This window comes from Streptomyces sp. NPDC018947, from assembly GCF_044390505.1.
In the GTDB taxonomy this organism is placed as follows: Bacteria; Actinomycetota; Actinomycetes; order Streptomycetales; family Streptomycetaceae; genus Streptomyces.
This window is the reverse complement of sequence record NZ_JBIRZD010000003.1, coordinates 293764-314882: the sequence shown is the minus strand read 5'-3', so window position 1 is coordinate 314882 and position 21119 is coordinate 293764. Positions and strand designations below refer to the sequence as shown.

Annotated in this window: 17 protein-coding genes; 9 read left to right on the top strand and 8 right to left on the bottom strand. The window is 73.0% G+C overall.

Annotated features, from left to right (window positions below):
- Positions 1 to 124: 124 nt before the first annotated feature.
- Both ACH499_RS09455 and idi read left to right on the top strand, forming a co-directional pair.
- Entirely contained in the window at positions 125 to 1063 is a 939-nt protein-coding gene (locus ACH499_RS09455; protein WP_399014504.1) for a cation diffusion facilitator family transporter, read from the top strand.
- 233 nt (positions 1064 to 1296) lie between these two features.
- Complete coding sequence (gene idi / locus ACH499_RS09450) at positions 1297 to 1890, top strand: isopentenyl-diphosphate Delta-isomerase (RefSeq protein WP_356201083.1); 594 nt, start codon at positions 1297 to 1299, stop codon at positions 1888 to 1890.
- Between the two features lie 7 nt (positions 1891 to 1897).
- Here idi and ACH499_RS09445 read toward each other — a convergent pair whose 3' ends face one another.
- Positions 1898 to 2350, bottom strand: coding sequence for an ATP-binding protein (locus ACH499_RS09445; protein WP_356201235.1), 453 nt, complete (start codon positions 2348 to 2350; stop codon positions 1898 to 1900).
- Positions 2351 to 2555: 205 nt separating this feature from the next.
- Here ACH499_RS09445 and ACH499_RS09440 point away from each other — a divergent pair, with 205 nt between their 5' ends.
- Positions 2556 to 3311, top strand: coding sequence for an enoyl-CoA hydratase-related protein (locus ACH499_RS09440; protein ID WP_356201084.1), 756 nt, complete (start codon positions 2556 to 2558; stop codon positions 3309 to 3311).
- On the opposite strand, the gene ACH499_RS09435 is transcribed toward ACH499_RS09440, so the two are convergent.
- A complete protein-coding gene (locus ACH499_RS09435; RefSeq protein WP_399014501.1) occupies positions 3298 to 3933 on the bottom strand; it encodes a DJ-1/PfpI family protein in 636 nt (211 codons plus the stop codon). The two genes, ACH499_RS09440 and ACH499_RS09435, sit on opposite strands and share 14 nt — an antisense overlap.
- A 29-nt stretch (positions 3934 to 3962) precedes the next feature.
- Complete coding sequence (locus ACH499_RS09430) at positions 3963 to 4928, bottom strand: GlxA family transcriptional regulator (RefSeq protein ID WP_356201087.1); 966 nt, start codon at positions 4926 to 4928, stop codon at positions 3963 to 3965.
- Between the two features lie 113 nt (positions 4929 to 5041).
- On the opposite strand from ACH499_RS09430, the gene ACH499_RS09425 reads away from it, so the two are divergent.
- The 3 genes from ACH499_RS09425 to ACH499_RS09415 all read left to right on the top strand — a co-directional run bounded on the left by ACH499_RS09425 (position 5042) and on the right by ACH499_RS09415 (position 8785).
- On the top strand, positions 5042 to 5911 hold the full coding sequence (locus ACH499_RS09425; protein WP_356201089.1) for a hypothetical protein: 870 nt from the start codon (positions 5042 to 5044) through the stop codon (positions 5909 to 5911).
- Between the two features lie 272 nt (positions 5912 to 6183).
- Positions 6184 to 6315, top strand: coding sequence for an LPFR motif small protein (locus ACH499_RS09420; protein ID WP_356201090.1), 132 nt, complete (start codon positions 6184 to 6186; stop codon positions 6313 to 6315).
- A gap of 115 nt (positions 6316 to 6430) precedes the next feature.
- Complete coding sequence (locus ACH499_RS09415) at positions 6431 to 8785, top strand: Tex family protein (RefSeq protein ID WP_399014497.1); 2355 nt, start codon at positions 6431 to 6433, stop codon at positions 8783 to 8785.
- A gap of 142 nt (positions 8786 to 8927) precedes the next feature.
- Here ACH499_RS09415 and ACH499_RS09410 read toward each other — a convergent pair whose 3' ends face one another.
- Positions 8928 to 10571 carry an ABC-F family ATP-binding cassette domain-containing protein gene (locus ACH499_RS09410; protein ID WP_399014495.1) on the bottom strand — a complete coding sequence of 548 codons (1644 nt, stop codon included), beginning with the start codon at positions 10569 to 10571 and terminating at the stop codon, positions 8928 to 8930.
- Positions 10572 to 10791: 220 nt separating this feature from the next.
- On the opposite strand from ACH499_RS09410, the gene ACH499_RS09405 reads away from it, so the two are divergent.
- Positions 10792 to 11745 carry an FAD-dependent oxidoreductase gene (locus ACH499_RS09405; protein WP_399014493.1) on the top strand — a complete coding sequence of 318 codons (954 nt, stop codon included), beginning with the start codon at positions 10792 to 10794 and terminating at the stop codon, positions 11743 to 11745.
- 710 nt (positions 11746 to 12455) lie between these two features.
- On the opposite strand, the gene ACH499_RS09400 is transcribed toward ACH499_RS09405, so the two are convergent.
- A complete protein-coding gene (locus ACH499_RS09400) occupies positions 12456 to 14189 on the bottom strand; it encodes a BCCT family transporter (protein ID WP_356201096.1) in 1734 nt (577 codons plus the stop codon).
- Between the two features lie 220 nt (positions 14190 to 14409).
- On the opposite strand from ACH499_RS09400, the gene ACH499_RS09395 reads away from it, so the two are divergent.
- Positions 14410 to 15903, top strand: a complete 1494-nt coding sequence (locus ACH499_RS09395; RefSeq protein WP_399014491.1) for a M1 family metallopeptidase — start codon at positions 14410 to 14412, stop codon at positions 15901 to 15903.
- A gap of 23 nt (positions 15904 to 15926) precedes the next feature.
- Here ACH499_RS09395 and ACH499_RS09390 read toward each other — a convergent pair whose 3' ends face one another.
- Together ACH499_RS09390 and ACH499_RS09385 are read right to left on the bottom strand one after the other, a co-directional pair.
- On the bottom strand, positions 15927 to 16412 hold the full coding sequence (locus ACH499_RS09390; protein ID WP_356201100.1) for a macro domain-containing protein: 486 nt from the start codon (positions 16410 to 16412) through the stop codon (positions 15927 to 15929).
- 42 nt (positions 16413 to 16454) lie between these two features.
- On the bottom strand, positions 16455 to 17921 hold the full coding sequence (locus ACH499_RS09385) for an amino acid permease (protein ID WP_399014489.1): 1467 nt from the start codon (positions 17919 to 17921) through the stop codon (positions 16455 to 16457).
- Positions 17922 to 18152: 231 nt separating this feature from the next.
- On the opposite strand from ACH499_RS09385, the gene ACH499_RS09380 reads away from it, so the two are divergent.
- The gene (locus ACH499_RS09380) at positions 18153 to 18875 is read left to right on the top strand and encodes a MerR family transcriptional regulator (RefSeq protein WP_356201104.1); all 723 of its coding nucleotides are present in this window, start codon (positions 18153 to 18155) and stop codon (positions 18873 to 18875) included.
- Positions 18876 to 18914: 39 nt separating this feature from the next.
- Here ACH499_RS09380 and ACH499_RS09375 read toward each other — a convergent pair whose 3' ends face one another.
- Positions 18915 to 21095: a 3-hydroxyacyl-CoA dehydrogenase NAD-binding domain-containing protein gene (locus ACH499_RS09375; protein WP_399014486.1), complete on the bottom strand. Its 2181-nt coding sequence runs from the start codon at positions 21093 to 21095 to the stop codon at positions 18915 to 18917.
- Between the last annotated feature and the right edge of the window lie 24 nt (positions 21096 to 21119).

The window sequence follows — 21119 nt, the reverse complement described above, 5'->3', positions numbered from 1 at the left end:
GCCCTGACCTGCGGAACGTTTGCGCAGGTCAGGGGATATGACAACGGTGTTCAGTGCCGCGTTGCCGGATACCCCCCTCCCGTAGTTGACTGTGAGCCGGGCACGCAACAGGGAGGCGGCTTTCATGGGGGCTGGGCACGATCACGGACACGCTCACGGCGCGCACACCGGGGGCACGGCGACGGCCGCGTACCGCGGCAGGCTGAGGGTGGCGCTGGCGATCACCCTCACCGTCATGGTCGTCGAGATCGTCGGCGGGGTGCTCGCCGACTCGCTCGCGCTGGTCGCCGACGCGGCGCACATGGCGACGGACGCGCTCGGGCTGGGCATGGCGCTGCTCGCGATCCACTTCTCGAACCGGCCGCCGAGCGACCGGCGCACCTTCGGCTACGCCCGCGCCGAGATCCTCGCGGCCCTGGCCAACTGTCTGCTGCTGCTCGGGGTCGGCGGGTACGTCCTGTACGAGGCGATCGAGCGGTTCATCACACCGGCGGGCACCGCGGGCGGGTTGACCGTCGTCTTCGGCGCGATCGGTCTGGTGGCGAACACGGTGTCGCTGGGGCTGCTGATGCGGGGGCAGCGGGAGAGCCTGAACGTGCGGGGCGCCTTCCTGGAGGTGGCGGCGGACGCGCTGGGGTCGGTCGCGGTGATCGTCTCGGCGCTGGTCATCCTCGCCACGGGCTGGCAGCCGGCCGACCCGATCGCGTCGCTGGTGATCGGCCTGATGATCGTGCCGCGCACCTGGCGGCTGCTGCGCGAGACGCTCGACGTGCTGCTGGAGGCGGCCCCGAAGGGCGTGGACATCGCCGAGGTGCGCGCGCACATACTGGCGCTGGACGGTGTCGAGGACGTCCACGATCTGCACGCCTGGACGATCACGTCGGGGATGCCGGTGCTGTCGGCGCACGTGGTGGTGAGCGGCGAGGTGCTGAGCGCGCTCGGGCACGAGAAGATGCTGCACGAGCTGCAGGGCTGCCTCGGCGACCACTTCGACGTGGAGCACTGCACCTTCCAGCTCGAACCCAGCGGCCACGCGGAGCACGAGGCCCGGTTGTGCCACTGAGGCCGGCGGACCCCCCGCGCCGGCGGTCCGCCGGGGCCGTCCCGCCGCCGGGCCGCGGACGGTTCCCGGAGGGCGGCGCCGGGAACGATCTTCCCTCGGGCCCCCCTCGGCGTTCGACGGCGGTGTCCGCCGCCCGCGCGAGCGCGCGGGACATGCGGGTACGCCGGTAAGTGCCGGGAGTGCCGGACGCGTGGGGCACACTTGGGGCGCGAGGACCGATGTGAAGGATGGGTATGCCGATCACTCCTGCCACCGCGACGCACAGTTCGTCGAACGGCACCGCAGACGCGATTTTGCTGGAACTGGTCGACGAGAACGGCGTCACGATCGGTACCGCGGAGAAGCTCTCCGCGCACCAACCGCCGGGGCGGCTGCACCGTGCCTTCTCCGTCTTCCTCTTCGACGAGCGCGGCCGGCTGCTGCTCCAGCAGCGGGCGCTGGGCAAGTACCACTCCCCCGGCGTGTGGTCCAACACGTGCTGCGGCCATCCCTACCCCGGTGAGGCGCCGTTCGCCGCCGCGTCCCGGCGGACGTTCGAGGAGCTCGGCGTCTCCCCGTCGCTGCTCGCCGAGGCGGGCACGGTGCGCTACAACCACCCGGACCCGGCGTCCGGGCTGGTCGAGCAGGAGTTCAACCACCTGTTCGTCGGCCTGGTGCAGGCGCCTTTGCGGCCCGACGCGCAGGAAGTGGCCGAGACGGTCTTCGTGACCCCGGCCGAGCTGGCCGAACGGCACGCGAAGGACACCTTCTCCGCGTGGTTCATGACGGTGCTGGACGCGGCCCGGCCCGCCGTCCGCGAGCTGACCGGCCCGTCCGCCGGCTGGTGAGAGCCGGCTAGCGCGGGGCGGGGCCGAGCGGCAGGGCGGCCCAGATCACCTTGCCGCCGCCCGCCGTGTGGGCCACGTCGCACGCCCCGCCCGCTTCCCGGGTGATCTCCCGGACCAGGAGCAGCCCCCTGCCGCCCGTCCGCCCGTGGTCCGTCTCCAGGGCGGTCGGGCGGTAGGGGTGGTCGTCCTCGACGGACAGCCGGATCCACTCGGGCCCGACGGCGACCTCGACGGCGAGCATCGGCGACAGGACCGCCGCGTGCCGCACGGCGTTCGTGACCAGCTCGGAGACGATCAGCAGCAGGCCCTGGGCCACGTCCTCGGAGACGGGCACGCCCTGGCGCAGCAGCAGCTCCCGGACGGCGTGCCGCGCCTGCGGGACCGACGCGTCGACGGCGGGCGCGGTGAACCGCCAGACGCCTTCGTACGGCAGCGGCTGCGCGGGCGCGGTCTCGTCCATCGTCCGGTCGCCACCCTGGGGCTCGATTGTCACCACACCCCTGAGTGTTGGTAACGCCTCCCTCCGCACCGGATGACTGAACACAAGTCAGCGGGTATCGAACGGTTCTGATCGTTGACGTATGACCCGGTCGGATGCGGGACCGTTCCTGTCCGCCCCGTACCTGCTCCGTGCCCCGTTCGGACGGCCGGATAGCATCCGGGCCATGGAGCCGAAGCTGCTGCACCGGGTCGCCGACTCGGTCGCCACCGTCGTCGTCCACCACCCGGCCAAGCGCAACGCCATGACGACCGCGATGTGGCGGGCGCTTCCGCGAGTGCTGGACTCCCTGGCGGGCGACCCGGCGGTGCGGGCGCTGGTGCTCACCGGCGAGGGGGCCACTTTCTGCGCCGGGGCAGACATCTCCACGCTGCGCGAGTCGCCGCAGGAGGCCCAGGGGCTCGCCGTACGCGCCGAGGAGGCCCTCGCGGCCTTCCCCAAGCCGACGCTGGCGGTGGTCCGCGGGCACTGCGTCGGCGGCGGCGCCCAGTTGGCGGCGGCCTGCGATCTGCGGTTCGCCGAGGAGGGTGCCCTGTTCGGAGTCACCCCCGCCAGGCTCGGCGTGGTGTACCCGGCGTCGGCGACGCGGCGGCTGGTGTCGCTGGTGGGACCGGCCACCGCCAAGTACCTGCTGTTCTCCGGGGAGTTGATCGACACGGACCGGGCCCTGCGCACGGGTCTGGTGGACGAGGTGCTCCCGGGGGACGAACTCGACAAGCGGGTGGCCGAGTTCACCCGCGTACTGGTGTCCCGTTCGCAGCTCACGCAGGCGGCGGCGAAGGAGTTCGCGAACGGGCGCACGGACCGGGACGACCACTGGGCGGCGCAGGCACGCGGCAGCGGCGACACCGCCGAGGGTGTCGCCGCCTTCCTGGAGCGCAGGCAGCCGCGTTTCGGCTGGAGCGTGCCTACGTCAGGGTGAACCGGCTGGTCCCGCGGAACTCCTCGACGAGACGCGCCGGGGCCTTCCGCGGGGACCCGGCGTCGTAGGGCGGCTGCGGGTCGTACTCCGTGAGCAACTGGACGGCCTGGGCGTGTTCGTCGCCGGCGATCCGGCCGACCAGGGTGAGGCCCATGTCGATGCCGGAGGAGACGCCGGCCGCGGTGACGTACTTGCCGTCGGTGACGACCCGCTCCCCCGTCGGCTCGACGCCGAACCGCTTCAGCAGGTCCAGGGCCAGCCAGTGCGAGGTGGCGCGGCGGCCGGTGAGCAGACCCGCCGCGGCGAGCAGCAGGGAGCCGGTGCACACCGAGGTCGTCCAGGTACTGCGGGCGTCGGCGGCGCGCAGCCAGTCCAGCAGGGTCCCGTTGTCCATCTGCGCGTCCTGGCCGGGGCCGCCCGGCACGACGACGACGTCCGGGGCCGGGACGTCAGCGAGGGTGCGGTCGGCCGTCAGCGCAAGGCTTCCCGTGTCGTTGCGGACGGGGCCGGTCCGCTCGGCGACGAAGACGGTCTCCGCGTCCGGGACGCGGCTCAGGACCTCGTACGGGCCCACGGCGTCGAGGGCGGTGAAGCGGTCGAAGAGGACCACGGCGATCTGCATCGGGTTCCTTCCGGTCGGTGGCGGGGTTTTCAGTCGGTGGCGGCGTGCGCGGGCCGGAACCGGCGGCGGTACTCGGCCGGTGACGTCGCGAAGGTCCTGACGAAGGCGCGGCGCATGGCCTCGGGTGTGCCGTAGCCGCTGGCCCGGGAGATCTCCTCGACGCCGTCGCCCGTCTCCTCCAGCAGCCGCCGGGCGTGCTCCACGCGCACGCGGTCGACGTACCGGCCCGGCGTGGTGCCGGTCTCCGACCGGAAGGCGCGGGCGAAGTGGCGCGGGGAGAGGGCGGCGCGGGCGGCGAGGGCCTCGACGCTCAGATCGGCACCGGGGTGCTCGGTGATCCACTGCTGAACCTCGCGCAGCGGCTCGCGGCGCGCGGTCTGGGCGGCGAGCTGGGCGCTGAACTGGGCCTGGTTCCCGGGCCGGCGCAGGAAGACCACCAGGTGGCGGGCGACGGTGAGGGCGACGTCCCGGCCGAGGTCGTCCTCCACCAGGGCGAGGGCGAGGTCGATCCCGGAGGTGACACCGGCGGAGGTCGCCACGTGGCCGTCGCGGACGTAGATCGGGTCGGGGTCGACCTCGACGGCCGGGTGCTCGCGCGCGAGCCGGTCGCAGTACGCCCAGTGCGTGGTGGCGCGGCGGCCGTCCAACAGACCGGCCGCCGCGAGCAGGGCGGCACCGGTGCACACGGAGACCAGGCGCGGGGGCCGGGACCCGTGCGCGCGCAGCCACTCGATCAGACGCGGATCGGGGTGCCGGGTGCCGTGGCCCCCGGGGACGAGCAGGGTGTGCGGCACGGGCGCCCCGGTGAGCGCCTCGTCCGGTACGACGGCCAGGCCGCTGGAGGTCCGCACGGCGGCGCCGTCCAGCGACGCCGTGCGGATGCGGTACGTCCCGGGCGTGTGCTTCTCGGCGCCCGCGAAGACCTCCACGGGGCCGGTGACGTCGAGACTCTGGACGTCGTCGAAGAGGACGACGAGAACGGTGCGCTGCGCCATGCCGCCGATTCTTCGGGCCTCCGGCGATGGCCGCAATGACGGGCTCCCCACCTTTTCGGCCATGCTCCTCGCACACCTGGAGGACGTACTGAGCGGTTGGTAACGTGCCGTTCATGACAACCGCCGCCCTGGACGCACGCGCCGGCCGCCGCTGCCACAACGCGCTGAACTCGCTGCACTCGACGCACTACTTCTCGCCCGACCTGGGCCGGGAACTCGCCGCCCTCGGGATCACCGACGCCCCGGCCGTCAACTTCGCGGTGCGCGCCGCCGCGCTCGGACCGGTCGGCGCCGGCGTCGTGACCGCGGCGTTCTACAACTACAAGCACGACCTGGTCGCCCGGCACGTGCCCGCGGTGTGGGAGAAGGCAGCGCCCGGGCAGGTCCTCGAGGCACGCGTACGTGCCGTCGACGCGACGCTGCGCCGCCTGCTGGGCGAGGAGGCGGTGGCCTCCCCTCGGATGGCGGAGGCGGCCGGCCTGGCGCTGCGGGCCGCAGAGGCCTGCTCGCGCTCCGCCCGCCCGCTGTACTCGGCCCACGCCGACCTGCCCGTGCCCGGCGAGCCGCACCTGGCGCTGTGGCACGCGGCGACCCTGCTGCGCGAGCACCGCGGCGACGGGCACCTCGCCGCGCTGATGGCCGCGGGCCTCGACGGGCTGGAGGCGCTGGTGACGCACACCGCGACCGGCAGGGGCATGACTCCCAAGTGGGTCTTCACCACCCGCGGCTGGACGCCGCAGGAGTGGGACGCCGCCGTCGAGCGGCTGCGCGGCCGGGGGCTGCTCGACGCCCGTGGCGAGCTGACCGAGCGGGGCGTGGCGCTGCGCGACGGCGTCGAGCGGGACACCGACCGGATGGACGCGGCCCCCTACGCCCACCTGGGCGCGGAGGGCGTGGAGCGCCTGACGGAACTGGCAACGGGCTTCTCCCGTACGGCACTCGGCGCGGGCGCCTTCCCGGCGGATCTGATCGGCAAGAAGTGAGCGGTCCGGTGCGGCACGGGCCGGACGGCGCGCCGTTCCGGTCGTCCGGCAGCGGGCTTACGGAACGCGCGCGGCGGGTCGTGCCGCGGCCCCGGTCCGGCCGGGGCTGAGCGGCGGCGGTGAACGACACGCCCGTCCGCAGCACACCGCTCGGCACGCACCGTCCGGCGCGTCACGAGTGGCGGGACGGGCGCGGGTGGGGCATGCGGGGGCGATCCCGAGGTACCCGTCTTCTCCCGGCCGCAGGGGCCGGGAGAAGAAAGGGGTTTTCCGTGTTCCGTGCCATCGCAGACGTCCTGCGCCAGATCGGCGGCGCCATCGCCACCGTCGTCACGCTTCCCTTCCGGGCTCTGGCCCGGCTCTTCGGCGGGGCCTCGTCCTCCGCCCACGGCCGCGGGGCCTGATGCCCGCCCGGAGGTCGTCCGGCCGCGACGGGCCCGGGTCGCGCCCTGATCCCCGATCGTCGGCTCCACCTGCCACAATTGCCGCGCAACCTCTGTGAGAAGGCGGTACGGGATCGTGACGACACCCGGGTCCAGCGCGTCCATCGACGCGAGGTCCATCGAGAGCAGGATCGCCGAGGAGCTCGGCGTACGGGAGCGGCAGGTGAAGGCCGCCGTGGAGCTGCTCGACGGCGGCTCGACGGTGCCCTTCATCGCCCGCTACCGCAAGGAAGCGACCGAGATGCTCGACGACGCGCAGCTCCGCGCGCTCGAGGAGCGGCTGCGTTATCTGCGGGAACTGGAGGACCGGCGGACGGCGATCCTCGACTCGGTGCGCGAGCAGGGCAAGCTCACGGACGAGCTGGAGGCCCGGATCCGCGCGGCCGAGACCAAGGCCCGCCTGGAGGACATCTACCTGCCGTTCAAGCCCAAGCGACGCACCAAGGCGCAGATCGCCCGGGAGGCCGGTCTGGAGCCGCTGGCCGAGGGGCTGCTCGGCGACCCGTCCGTGGACCCCCTCGCCGCGGCCGCCGCGTTCGTCGACGCGGACAAGGGCGTGGCCGACGCGCAGGCGGCGCTGGACGGCGCCCGGGCGATCCTCACCGAGAAGTTCTCGGAGGACGCCGACCTGATCGGCGAGCTGCGCGAGCGCATGTGGGCGCGCGGGCGGCTCGCCGCCAAGGTCAAGGAGGGCAAGGAGGAGGCCGGCGCCAAGTTCGCCGACTACTTCGACTTCACCGAGCCGTTCACCGAGCTGCCCTCGCACCGGATCCTGGCGATGCTGCGCGGCGAGAAGGAGGACGTCCTCGACCTCGTCCTGGAGCCCGAGGAGCCCACCGACGGACCCTCGTCGTACGAGGCGATCGTGGCGAGCCGGTTCGGGATCGCGGACCGCGGCCGGCCCGGCGACAAGTGGCTCACGGACACGGTCCGCTGGGCCTGGCGCACCCGCGTGCTGGTCCACCTCGGCATCGACCTGCGGCTGCGGCTGCGCACGGCCGCCGAGGACGAGGCGGTCGACGTCTTCGCGGCGAACCTGCGCGACCTGCTGCTGGCCGCTCCGGCCGGTACGCGCGCGACGCTCGGCCTGGACCCGGGCTTCCGTACGGGCGTGAAGGTCGCCGTGGTCGACGCGACCGGCAAGGTCGTGGCCACGGACGTGATCCACCCGCACGTCCCGGCCAACCGGTGGGACGAGGCGATCGCCAGGCTGGCCCGGCTGGCGAAGGAGCACGCCGTCGAGCTGGTCGCGATCGGCAACGGCACGGCGTCCCGGGAGACCGACAAGCTCGCGGGTGAACTCATCGCCAAGCACCCGGAGTTGAAGCTCACCAAGGTGATGGTGTCCGAGGCCGGCGCCTCGGTGTACTCGGCCTCCGCCTTCGCCTCGCAGGAACTGCCGGACATGGACGTGTCGCTGCGCGGCGCGGTGTCGATCGCCCGGCGGCTCCAGGATCCGCTGGCCGAACTGGTGAAGATCGACCCGAAGTCGATCGGTGTCGGCCAGTACCAGCACGACCTGTCCGAGGTGAAGCTGTCGCGCTCCCTGGACGCGGTGGTCGAGGACTGTGTGAACGGCGTGGGCGTGGACGTCAACACGGCCTCCGCGCCGCTGCTGGCCCGCGTCTCCGGCATCACCTCCGGGCTCGCGGAGAACATCGTGGCGCACCGGGACGCGAACGGGCCGTTCCGGTCGCGGACGGAGCTGAAGAAGGTCCCGCGGCTCGGACCGAAGGCGTACGAGCAGTGCGCGGGCTTCCTGCGGATCCGGGGCGGGGACGATCCGCTGGACGCGTCCAGCGTGCACCCCGAGGCCTATCCGGTGGTGCGCCGGATGGTGAAGAACACCGGGCAGGAGGTCGCCGGGCTGATCGGCAACACGGCGGTGCTGCGGTCGCTGAGGCCGGCGGAGTTCGTGGACGAGAAGTTCGGTCTGCCGACGGTGAGCGACATCCTCAAGGAGCTGGAGAAGCCGGGGCGGGACCCGCGGCCGGCCTTCAAGACGGCCACCTTCAAGGAGGGCGTGGAGAAGATCTCCGACCTGGCGTCCGGGATGGTGCTGGAGGGCGTCGTCACGAACGTGGCCGCGTTCGGGGCGTTCGTGGACGTCGGTGTGCACCAGGACGGGCTGGTGCACGTGTCCGCGATGTCGAAGACGTTCGTGAAGGACCCGCGCGACGTCGTGAAGCCCGGGGACATCGTGAAGGTGAAGGTGCTGGACGTCGATGTGCCGCGCAAGCGGATCTCGTTGACGTTGCGGCTGGACGACGAGGCCGCCGCGCAGGGTGAGCAGAAGCGGGAGCGCGGGGGCAGGCCGCCTCGGCAGCGGCAGCAGCAGCGGCAGGGCTCCGGGGGGAAGGGCCGGTCGGCCGCGCCCGCTCCGGCCAACGGGGCGATGGCCGACGCGCTGCGGCGGGCCGGGCTGGCGTAGGCGCGCGGCGCCGGTCGCGGATGCCGGGGACCGGGTCGGCGGGGGTGCGTGCCCCCCGCCTTCGCCGGTCGCCCGACGCGGGTGCGGGCGCGGGGGTGGGCCGCGCCGCCCGGCGCCTACGACTGCCCGGGGCTGCCGCTGCCTACGGGCGCTCCGTCACCTTGCCGTCCGTCACTTCCAGGCGGCGGGTGAGGTGGACCGCGTCGAGCATGCGGCGGTCGTGGGTGATCAGGAGGAGGGTGCCCTCGTAGGCGTCGAGGGCGGACTCCAGTTGCTCGATCGCCGGCAGGTCGAGGTGGTTGGTCGGCTCGTCCAGGACCAGGAGGTTGACGCCTCTGCCCTGGAGCAGGGCGAGCGCGGCCCTGGTGCGTTCGCCCGGGGAGAGGGTCGCGGCCGGGCGCGTCACGTGGTCCGCCTTGAGGCCGAACTTGGCCAGCAGCGTGCGGATCTCGGCCGGCTCGGTGTCCGGTGTGGCCGTGCGGAAGGCGTCGAGCAGCGACTCGGGCCCGTGGAACAGGGCGCGGGCCTGGTCCACCTCGCCGAGCAGGACGCCCGAGCCCAGCGCCGCGTGCCCGGCGTCGAGCGGGATGCGGCCCAGCAGGGCGCCGAGCAGCGTGGACTTGCCCGCGCCGTTGGCCCCGGTCACCGCCACGCGGTCCGCCCAGTCGATCTGGAGGGAGACCGGGCCGAGCGTGAAGCCGCCGCGCCGGACCTCCGCGTCGCGCAGGGTGGCGACGACCGCGCCGGAACGCGGCGCCGACGCGATCTCCATGCGCAGGTCCCACTCCTTGCGCGGCTCCTCGACGACCTCCAGGCGTTCGATCATGCGCTGGGTCTGGCGGGCCTTGGCGGCCTGCTTCTCGCTGGCCTCGCTGCGGAACTTGCGGCCGATCTTGTCGTTGTCGTTGCCCGCCTTGAGCCGGGCGTTCTTGACACCCTTGTCCATCCAGGTGCGCTGCATCTGCGCCCGGTCCTGGAGGGCGGCGCGCTTGTCGGCGTACTCCTCGTACTCGTCGCGGGCGTGCCTGCGGGCGACCTCGCGCTCCTCCAGGTAGGCCTCGTAGCCGCCGCCGTAGAGGTTGATCCGCCGCTGGGCGAGGTCGAGTTCGAGGACCTTGGTGACCGTGCGGGTGAGGAACTCCCGGTCGTGGCTGACGACGACGGTGCCGGCGCGCAGGCCGGTCACGAAGCGTTCGAGGCGTTCCAGACCGTCCAGGTCGAGGTCGTTGGTCGGCTCGTCGAGCAGGAAGACGTCGTAGCGGGACAGGAGGAGGGAGGCGAGGCCGGCCCGCGCGGCCTGGCCGCCGGACAGAGCCGTCATCGGCTGCTCCAGGTCGACCGTCAGGCCCAGGACGGCGGCGGTCTCCTCCGCGCGGTCGTCGAGGTCGGCGCCGCCGAGGGCCAGCCAGCGCTCCAGGCTCGTCGCGTAGGCGTCGTCGGCGCCGGGGACGCCGTCGACCAGGGCCTGGGTGGCCTCGTCCATCGTCCGCTGGGCCTCGGTGACGCCGGTGCGGCGGGCGAGGAACGCGCGGACGGTCTCGCCGGGCCGGCGTTCCGGTTCCTGCGGGAGGTGGCCGACGGTCGCGTGCGGCGGGGAGAGCCGCAGCTCGCCCTGTTCCGGGGCGGTCAGGCCGGCGAGCATCCGCAGCAGGGTGGACTTGCCCGCGCCGTTGGCCCCGACGAGTCCGATCACGTCGCCGGGGGCGACGACGAGGTCGAGCCCGGTGAACAGGGAGCGGTCGCCGTGGCCGGCGGCGAGGTTCTTGGCGACGAGGGTGGCAGTCATCAGACCGTCGATCCTAGCCGCGGTGCGGAGGGCCGCTCAGCCGGGCTTCTCCGGCATCACGGCGCCACCGGCACGCTTCCCGGCGTCCGCGCCACCGGGCAGCTCTGCGACCGACTCGGCGTGCAGGGGGATGCGGTGCGCGCCGGCCCGCGCCTCCCCCGACGCCGCCGATGTGAGCGCACGCTGACGTACCGGGCGGGCACGGCCTATCGTCCCGGGTGTGGAAACCGAACTGGATGACGAGGTCGTGGTGGTCGGCGGCGGCGTGATCGGGCTGACGACGGCCGTCGTGCTCGCCGAACGCGGCAGGCGGGTGCGGGTGTGGACACGGGAGCCCGTCGAGCGCACCACCTCGGCCGTCGCGGGCGCGCTGTGGTGGCCGTACCGGATCGAGCCGATGGCGCTGGCGCGGGAGTGGGCGCTGCGCTCGCTGGACGTGTACGAGGAGCTGGCGGCGCGGTCCGCGGCGACGGGCGTCCGCGTGGCCGAAGGGGTACTGGGCGAGACGGAGTTGGACGAGGTCGACGGGTGGGCGACCGCGCGGCTGCCCGGGCTGCGCGCGGTGCGGGCCGAGGAGTACGGCGGGTCGGGGCTGTGGGCCGCGCTGCCGTTGATCGACATGTCGGTGCATCTGCCCTGGCTGCGGGAGCGGTTGACGGCGGCGGGCGGCGCGGTGGAGTCCCGGGCGGTCTCGGACCTGTCCGAGGTCGACTCCCCGGTCGTCGTCAACTGCACGGGGCTGGGCGCCCGGGAGCTGGTGCCGGACGCGTCCGTGCGTCCGGTGCGGGGGCAGCTGGTCGTGGTGGAGAACCCGGGGATCCGCACCTGGGTGGTCTCCACCGACCCGGTCTCCGGGGAGATGGCCTACTTCTTCCCGCACGCCGGCCGGCTCGTCCTGGGCGGCACGGCCGAGGAGAACGCGTGGTCGGCGGAGCCGGACCCGGCCGTCGCGGAGGCGATCGTACGGCGGTGCGCGGCGCTGCGGCCCGAGATCGCCGGGGCGCGGGTGCTGGAGCACCGGGTGGGGCTGCGTCCGGTGCGGGACGCCGTGCGGCTGGAGCGGGAGCGGCTCGCGGACGGGCGGCTGCTCGTGCACAACTACGGCCACGGCGGCGCGGGGGTGACGGTCGCCTGGGGCTGCGCCCACGAGGCGGCCCGCCTGGCCGCGCTCTGACCCCACGGCGCCCGGCCGGGCGTTGCGGGCGGTTGCCACGGCCCCGGCGCCTTCGCGCGACGCCCGGCGCCTGCGCGGCACGGCGATCGCGCCGTCAGCCGGGCCCGTGCCCGGCACCGGCACGCGCCGCACACCGGCCGGTCGGCCAGGCCCCGTACCGGGCCCGGTGACCGGTCGGGCCCGTGCCGGGCCCCGGGCCCGGACGCGCGCCACGGGCGGCTGCGCGACGCGGCGATCGCGCCGGTACGCGGCACGCCGTGGCCGGTCGGCCCGGTCCCGTGCCCGGCCCGGACGCGCACGGAGCGGTCGCCGGTCGGACGGGTACACCGAACGGCCCCGCACGCCCCGCACAGTGGCCGAGCGGAGGCCCGGGCCGCGGCCGGTCGGCCGCCCCCGAAGGAGGAACAGCCGGTCGGGCACATGCCCAGCCCGGGTGCGGGCCGTGCGGTTGCCGGGCGGGCGGGTACGGAACGGCCTGGCCCGACCGGGTTGCCGGCCCGGCGGCCCAGCGACCCGGGGACCCGGCAACCCGGCGGGCGGCCCGGGAGCCCGGAGGCCCGGCAACCCGGGGGCCCGGGCGGCGCAGGCCCGGCGGCCGGGGGCCCGCCGATCGCGCCTCCGCCGCCGGAGTCGGCCCCCCGGCCGCGCGCCGGGGCGAGGACGCCGCCGCCGGTCTCGCCGGCGCCCGTGTCCGCCCCCGGACGGGCCCCTCAGTCCCCGTGCTTGCCGATCGGGTCGCCCTCGACCTCCGTGCCGGCGCCCGGGCCGATGCGGATCTCGAATTCGCCGTCGTACTTCTCGTGGCCCGCGATGACGGCCATCTCGACGGCCTCGGAGCCCATCTCGCCCCGCACGATGAGCGGGTCCCGGCGCAGGTCGCGCATGAGGGCCACGCACATGAAGACCATCACGACGACGAAGGGCGCCGCCGCGAGGATCGTGAGGTTCTGAAGTCCGGTCAGGGCGTCGCCCTGGCCGCTGCCGACCAGCAGCATGATGGCGGCGACGGCGCCGGTGACCACGCCCCAGAACACGACGACCCAGCGGGTGGGTTCGAGCGCGCCCTTCTGCGAGAGGGTGCCCATGACGATCGAGGCGGCGTCGGCACCGGAGACGAAGAAGATGCCGACGAGGATCATCACCAGCAGGCTGGTCACGGTGGCGACGGGGAACTGCTGGAGGACCGCGAACAACTGACCCTCGGGAGTCGTCTCGCCGCCGAGCCGGTCCTGTTCCTGGAGCTTCATCGCCGAGCCGCCGAAGACGGCGAACCAGATCAGGCTGACGCTGCTGGGCACGAGGATGACGCCGCCGATGAACTGGCGGATCGTCCGGCCCCGGCTGATGCGGGCGATGAACATGCCGACGAAGGGCGTCCAGGAGATCCACCAGGCCCAGTAGAAGACGGTCCAGCTCCCCAGCCAGGACGCGACGCCCTCGCCGCCGCTGGCCTCGGTGCGGCCGGCCAGCTGGGGCAGGTCGCCGAGGTAGGAGAAGACCGAGGTGGGCACCAGGTCGAGGACGACGATGGTGGGACCGGCGACGAACACGAACACGGCGAGCACCAGCGCCAGCACCATGTTGGTGTTGGACAGCCACTGGATGCCCTTCTCCACACCGGAGACCGCGGAGGCCACGAACGCGACGGTCAGCACCGCGATGATGGACACCAGAAGTCCCGTGCTGACCTTGTCCATCCAGTCCAGCTTCTCCACGCCGGAGCCGATCTGGAGGGCGCCGAGGCCGAGCGAGGCCGCGGAGCCGAACACGGTCGCGATGATGGCGAGCATGTCGATGACCCGGCCGCCGACCCCGTTGGCGTTCTTCTCGCCGATGAGCGGGGTGAACACGGCGCTGATGGTCTGCCGGCGGCGCCTGCGGAAGGTGCTGTAGGCGATGGCGAGTCCGACCACCGCGTAGATGGCCCAGGGGTGGAGCGTCCAGTGGAAGAGCGTGGTGGCCATGGCCGTCTCCATGCGTTCGCCGGAGTCGGCCGGGGACGTACCCGGCGGGGGCGTCGTGTAGTGCGCCAAGGGCTCGCTGACGCCGTAGAACATCAGGCCGATGCCCATGCCCGCGCTGAACATCATCGCGACCCAGGAGACCGTGCGGAACTCCGGTGCCTCGCCCTCGGCTCCGAGGTGGATCCGGCCGTAGCGGCTGGCCGCGAGCCAGAGGGCGAAGACGACGAACGCGGAGGCGGCCAGCATGAACGCCCAGCCGCCGTTGTGGATCAGGCCGCCGAGGGCGCTGCTGGAGACGTCCTCGAGCGAGTCGGTGAAGGCCGCGCCCCAGATGACGAAGGCGAGGGTCAGGACGGCGGTGACGCCGAAGACGACCCGGTCGGTGCGGGGGTGCTTCTCCTGCCCGGGGAGGTCGGCTTCCGAACCCGGGAGAGTGCCTCTTTCATGGTGTTGCTCGTCGCTTGGTCGGTCCTGCGTCACAGGTGGCCCCTTTCGCGTCGGCGAGGCCGAAAACAATCCTCTGGTACGCCCTTACCACGTGCGGCGCAGAACTCACCTCTTCGGCGGAGGGAGTCGGATCCGGCCGCTCCATGTCGGCCGAATGACGATCATGTGTCCGCCGTGGGCGTGGACATGGCCGGCCGCGCGGCGGCTGAATAGGCTCCGAACCGTCCTCGTACTCCTACGACTTGGAGCATTCGTGCACCGCAGAATCCTCGTGCCGGGCGCACTGGGCGCCGCCTCCCTCATGCTGGCGATCCCGGCGTCGGCGGCGGCCCACTCCCCCGGCGCCCCGGGCATCGGCGACCCCTACTACCCGGCCTACGGCAACGGCGGATACGACGTCTCCCACTACGACCTGCGGCTGAAGTACCAGCCGGCCACGGACCGGCTGGAGGGGACGGCGACGATCGTCGCCCGCACCACGCAGGACCTCTCCCGCTTCAACCTGGACTTCCTGCTGGACGTCGGCGAGGTGCGGGTGAACGGCGCCGAGGCAGCGTTCACGGCCTCGGGCGAGCACGAGCTGGAGATCACCCCGAAGACCCCGCTGCGCAAGGGCACGCCCGTCACCGTCGTGGTCCGCTACAGCGGGGTGCCGTCCTCGAAGCAGGCGTACGGCTTCACGAGCTGGCACCGCACCCCGGACGGCGGCGTCGCCGCGAACGAGCCCGAGGCGGCCTGGTGGTGGTTCCCGAGCAACGACCACCCGCTCGACAAGGCCACCTACGACGTGTCGGTGCAGGTCCCGGACGGCACCCAGGCCATCTCCAACGGCACCCTCCAGTCGACGAGCTCCCGGCTCGGCTGGACCCGGTTCGCCTGGCGGTCCGACAAGCCGCAGGCCACCTACCTCGCCACGCTGGCCGTCGGGAAGTTCGACATCACCACCGGCACCACCGAGAGCGGCATCCCCGTCGTCAACGCCTACAGCAAGGACCTCGGCGCCAACGACGGCGCGGCGCGGGCCAGCGTGGAGCGGACCGGGGAGGTCGCCGACTGGCTGAGCGGCTACTTCGGGCCGTACCCGTACAACGCGCTCGGCGGATACGTGCCGAACACGAGGACCGGGTACGCGCTGGAGACGCAGACCCGGCCGTTCTACAGCCCGCGGCAGTTCGCGAACGGGTCGAACGTGTCCGTCGTCGTGCACGAGCTGGCCCACCAGTGGTACGGCGACCTGGTGTCCGTGCGGGGCTGGAAGGACATCTGGATCAACGAGGGCTTCGCCCGGTACGCGCAGTGGCTGTGGTCCGAGCACGAGGGCGAGGGCACGGCGCAGGAGCTCGCCGACTACACGTACGCGTCGCACCCGGCCGACGACCCGTTCTGGACGGTGCGGCCCGGTGACCCCGGGCCGGAGAACCAGTTCGACATCGCGGTCTACGACCGGGGCGCGCTGGCCGTGCAGGCCCTGCGCAACGAGATCGGTGACGAGGCGTTCTTCGAGATCCTCGAGGGCTGGCCGCAGCGGTACGCGCACGGCAACGCGTCGGTCGCGGACTTCCGGCGGTACGCCGAGGAGGTGTCCGGCAAGCCGCTCGCCGCGCTGTTCGACACCTGGCTGTTCCAGCCGTCGAAGCCGGACGCTCCGGCGGCCCGCGCCGCGTCCCTGGCCCCGGCGTCACAGGCGCCCGCGCAGCCCAGGTCGTGGAAGAAGATCGCCGCGACGAACGACGCGCACCGGCACTGAGGGGCACGGGGACGGCGGGTGTCTCAGGCGCCGTCCCCGTGGTCGTACACCGTCACGGGTATGCCCTGCCGGGCGAGCCGGCGTTCGACGAGCGGTCCGACGCGGGACCAGGTGCCGCCGGCCAGGCCGCAGCCGATGCGGGGCATGTGCACGGAGGCGTTCAGTTCGGCGGCGCGGACGGCGAGGCGGCCGAGGGCGGTGTCGATCGCCTCGTAGCGCACCGGGGCGCCCTTGCTGCCGGTCCTGATGCCCCGCTGGCCGATCATGTTGGCCACCCACACGTACGGCTCGACCCGCACGAGCTGGACGGCGCCCAGGCCGAAGTCGTTCGACGCGCGGTCGCGGTGCCAGGCGCGGTAGGCGGCCTCCGGCTCGGGCCAGCGGCGGGAGACGGCCAGGACGAAGCCCTTGCCCCAGCCGCCGAGGTCGTTGCAGACATGGGCGACGACCTTGACGCCCTTGACGGACGGGGCGGTGGCGTCACCGCGGACGTATGCGATCTCCGGCATGACGCCACCGTAGGGGCCGCCACTGACAGCGGCCCCCGCCCGCTAGCCGTTCAGATCGCCGAGCTCGCGGTCGGCGTTCTGCGCCACCCGGCGGCGGACACCGAACCAGCCGGCGACCAGCATGAGCGCGATCACCGGGATCAGCAGCACGGTCCAGCGGCCGATGTCCGGGTCGTTGCCCATCAGGCACAGCACGGCCACCAGGAAGGCGATCGTGACGATCTCCGTGACCGGGCTGCCGGGCAGGCGGAAGTGCGGGCGGGTGACCAGGCCGGCACGGGCGCGGCGCACGAAGATCAGGTGGCAGAGCATGATGATCACCCAGGTGCTGATGATGCCGAGGGAGGCGACGTTCAGCACGATCTCGAAGGCCTTGCTCGGCATCAGGTAGTTCAGGCCCACGCCCAGCACGCAGATGCCGCAGGTCAGCAGGATGCCGCCGTAGGGGACCTGGCTGCGGCTCATCACGCGGGTGAACTTGGGCGCGGAGCCCGCCATCGCCATGGAGCGCAGGATGCGGCCGGTGGAGTACAGGCCGGAGTTCAGGGAGGACATCGCGGCGGTGAGGACGACGAGGTTCATCACGTCGCCGGCCGCGGGGACGCCCACCTTGGACAGGACGGTGACGAAGGGGCTCTCGTCGCCGGAGTAGAGCGAGCCGGGCAGCAGCAGGGCCAGCAGGACGACGGAGCCGACGTAGAACAGGGCGACGCGCCACATGATGGAGTTCACCGCGCGCGGGACGACCTTCTCCGGCTCGGCGGTCTCGCCGGCGGCGACGCCGACCAGCTCCAGGGCCGCGTACGCGAAGATCACGCCCTGCATCACGAGGACCACGGGCATCACGCCGTGCGGGAGGATTCCGCCGTGGTCGGTGATCATGCTCACGCCGGGTGTGTAGCCGCCGACGTCGTGCTGGGTGGCCAGCAGGAAGATGCCGATCAGCATGAAGCCGACGAGGGTGGCGACCTTGATGATCGCGAACCAGAACTCCATCTCGCCGAAGATCTTCACCGAGATGAGGTTCACGGCCAGCACCACGGCGAGCGCCGCCAGGGCGAGCACCCATTGCGGGATGCTCGTGAACAGACTCCAGTAGTGCGTGTAGAGCGCGATCGCGGTGATGTCGGCGATGCCGGTGGTCGACCAGTTCAGGAAGTACATCCAGCCGGCGACGTAGGCACCCTTCTCGCCCAGGAACTCGCGCGCGTACGACACGAAGGATCCGGAGGAGGGCCGGTACAGGACCAGCTCGCCGAGCGCCCGCACGACGAAGAAGGCGAAGACGCCGCAGACCAGGTAGGCCAGGGCGAGCGCCGGGCCCGCGTCGCGCAGGCGTCCGCCGGCGCCGAGGAAGAGGCCGGTGCCGATCGCGCCGCCGATGGCGATCATGTTGACGTGGCGGGCCTTGAGGTCCTTGCTGTAGCCGGCGTCGCCCGCGTCCGCGGGCGCCCCGGTCGCCTTCGTGCGGTCGGCGACCTGTGCCGTGTCGACGGCTTCCTTGCTCACGGGTGGTTCCACTCTCTGGTGCCCCGGGCGGGTCGCGCCCGGGTCGTCCGTGCAGTGACGTGGCCCGCACCACCCTTCGCGGCACAGACCGGAGCAGCACCTTCCCACGACCCCGCACCCCCACACGGTGGCTGAAGTCACAGAGCGTGACTTCTCACACGACCCGTCGGGTGCGTTCACGTGGTGCCCATGAGGTGTCACAGCAATGGTGGGACAGCGATACTGCTCCACATGACGACGAGCGACGCCGAGGAGCCGACCCTCACGATCGACGAGCTGGCCGCTCGGAGCGGCGTCACGGTGCGCACGGTCCGCTTCTACGGCACCAAGGGGCTGCTGCCGCCACCGGTGATCGGTCCGCGGCGGGTGGGCCGCTACGGCAGGGAGCACCTGGCCCGCCTCGCGCTGATCGAGGAGCTGCGGCACCAGGGCATGACGCTGGCCGCCATCGAGCGGTACCTGAAGCGGCTGCCACCCGGTCTCACCGCGCACGACCTCGCGCTGCACCGCGCGGTGGTGGCCTCCTGGGCGCCGGAGACGGTGGAGCGGGTCACCCGCGAGGAGCTGGGCCGGCGGGCGGGCCGGCCGCTGACCGACGAGGAGGTGGAGCGGCTGGCGGAGATGGACATCGTCGTCCGGGAGGCGGACGCCTCCGACGGTGACGTCTACCGGGTCGACGCCGGGCTGCTCAGGCTCGGGGTCGAGCTGCTGGACGTGCCCCTGTCGCGGGAGACGGTCCTCGCGGCCCGTACGGCTCTCCTGGAGCACTCCCGCGCCGCCGCACGCGATCTGTCGCGGCTGCTGCGCGACGCGGTCGCCGAACGTGACGCGCGGGACGTGCGGTCGCTCTCCGCGCATATGCACCCGATCGTCGTGCAGGCGCTGCTGACCACGTTCCAGCGGTCGCTGCGGGACGAGCTGCGGGAGTGGCTCGACGCGGACGGCGAGCGCTGAGGGACCCCTCCCCCGGCGCCCGCCGTCGTACGGGCGCCGTCAGCGGCCGTCGGTGAAGACCTCCCCCTTCTCCGCCTTGTCCACCAGCAGGGCGGGCGGAGTGAACCGGTCGCCGTAGCGCTCGGCGAGTTCGCGCGCGCGGGCGACGAATCCGGGCAGACCGCCCTCGTAGCCGTTGATGTACTGGAGGACGCCGCCGGTCCAGCCGGGGAAGCCGATGCCGAGGATCGAGCCGATGTTGGCGTCGGCGACGGAGGTCAGCACGCCTTCCTCCAGGAGGCGGACGGTGTCCAGGGCCTCGGAGAACAGCATCCGCTCCTGCATGTCGCGGAACGGGATCTCGTGGCCCGGCTGGGTGAAGTGCTCCCGCAGCCCCGGCCACAGCCGGACGCGCCCGCCGTCCTCGCCGTACTCGTAGAACCCGGCGCCACCGCTGCGGCCGGGGCGCCGGAACTCGTCCACCATGCGGTCGATGACGGCCTCGGCGGGGTGCGCCTGCCAGGTGCCGCCCGCCTCCTCCACGGCCCGCTTCGCCTCGTTGCGGATCTTGCGCGGCAGGGTCAGCGTCAGCTCGTCCATGAGGGAGAGCACCTTGGCCGGGTAGCCCGCCTGTGCCGCCGCCTGCTCGACCGACGCGGGCTCGACGCCCTCGCCGACCATGGCGACACCCTCGTTCATGAAGTGGCCGATGACGCGGGAGGTGAAGAAGCCGCGCGAGTCGTTCACGACGATCGGGGTCTTCTTGATCTGCCGGACCAGGTCGAAGGCGCGGGCCAGCGCCTCGTCGCCCGTCCGCTCGCCCTTGATGATCTCGACGAGCGGCATCTTGTCGACGGGCGAGAAGAAGTGCAGCCCGATGAAGTCGGCCTGGCGCTCGACGCCCTCGGCGAGGGCGGTGATGGGCAGCGTGGAGGTGTTGGAGCACAGCAGGGCGTCGGGGGCGACGACGTCCTGGATCTCCTGGAAGACCTTGTGCTTGAGCGAGGTGTCCTCGAAGACCGCCTCGATCACCGCGTCGCACCCGGCGAGGTCGGCCGCCTCGGCGGTCGGCGTGATCCGGGCGAGCAGGGCGTCGGCCTTCTCCTGGGTGGTGCGGCCGCGGGTGACGGCCTTGGCGCACAGCTTCTCGGAGTAGCCCTTGCCCTTGAGCGCCGCCTCCAGGGAGACGTCCTTGAGGACGACGTCGATGCCGGCGCGGGCGCAGGAGTAGGCGATGCCGGCGCCCATCATGCCGGCGCCGAGGACGGCGACCTTGCGGACCGGGCGCCGCTCGATGCCCTGGGGGCGGTTGGCGCCGGAGTTGACGGCCTGCAGATCGAAGAAGAACGCCTGGATCATGTTCTTCGCGGTCTGGCCGGCGGCCAGCTCCACGAAGTAGCGGGCCTCGATCACCTGGGCGGTCTCGAAGTCGACCTGGGCGCCCTCGACCGCGGCGGCCATGATGTTGCGCGGCGCCGGGTAGGGGGCGCCGTTCGTCTGCTTGCGCAGGTTGGCCGGGAAGGCGGGCAGGTTGGCCGCGAACTTCGGGTTGCTGGGCGTGCCGCCGGGGATGCGGTAGCCCGGCCTGTCCCAGGGCTGCGCGGACTCGGGGTGGGCGTCGATGAAGGCGCGGGCCTTGGCGATCATGTCCTCGCGGCTGTCGGCGACCTCGTCGACCAGGCCGTTCTCCAGGGCGCGGCGCGGGTTGTACTGGGTGCCCTGGAGGAGGACCTTCAGCAGCGCGTCGGTGATGCCGAGCATCCGCACGGTGCGGACGACGCCGCCCCCTCCGGGGAGCAGGCCGAGGGTGACCTCGGGGCAGCCGATCTTGGAGCCGGGCGCGTCGAGGGCGACGCGGTGGTGGCAGGCGAGGGCGATCTCGTAGCCGCCGCCGAGGGCCGCGCCGTTCATCGCGGCGACGACGGGCTTGCCGAGGGTCTCGATGCGGCGCAGGTCGCGCTTGATCGCCATGCCGCCGTCGAAGAGCTCCTGGGCGGTGTCCGGGGTGACGCGGATGAGGTCCCGCAGGTCTCCGCCGGCGAAGAAGGTCTTCTTGGCGGAGGTGACGATGACGCCGCGGATCGCGTCCTTCTCGGCCTCCAGGCGGTCGGTCACCGCGGCCAGCGACGCGCGGAACGCCTGGTTCATGGTGTTCGCGGACTGGCCGGGGTCGTCGATGACCAGGGTGACGACGCCGGTGTCGTCCTGCTCCCAGCGGATGGTGGTGGACTCGGTGGTCATGAGGGGGTGCTCCTGGTGGTCCGT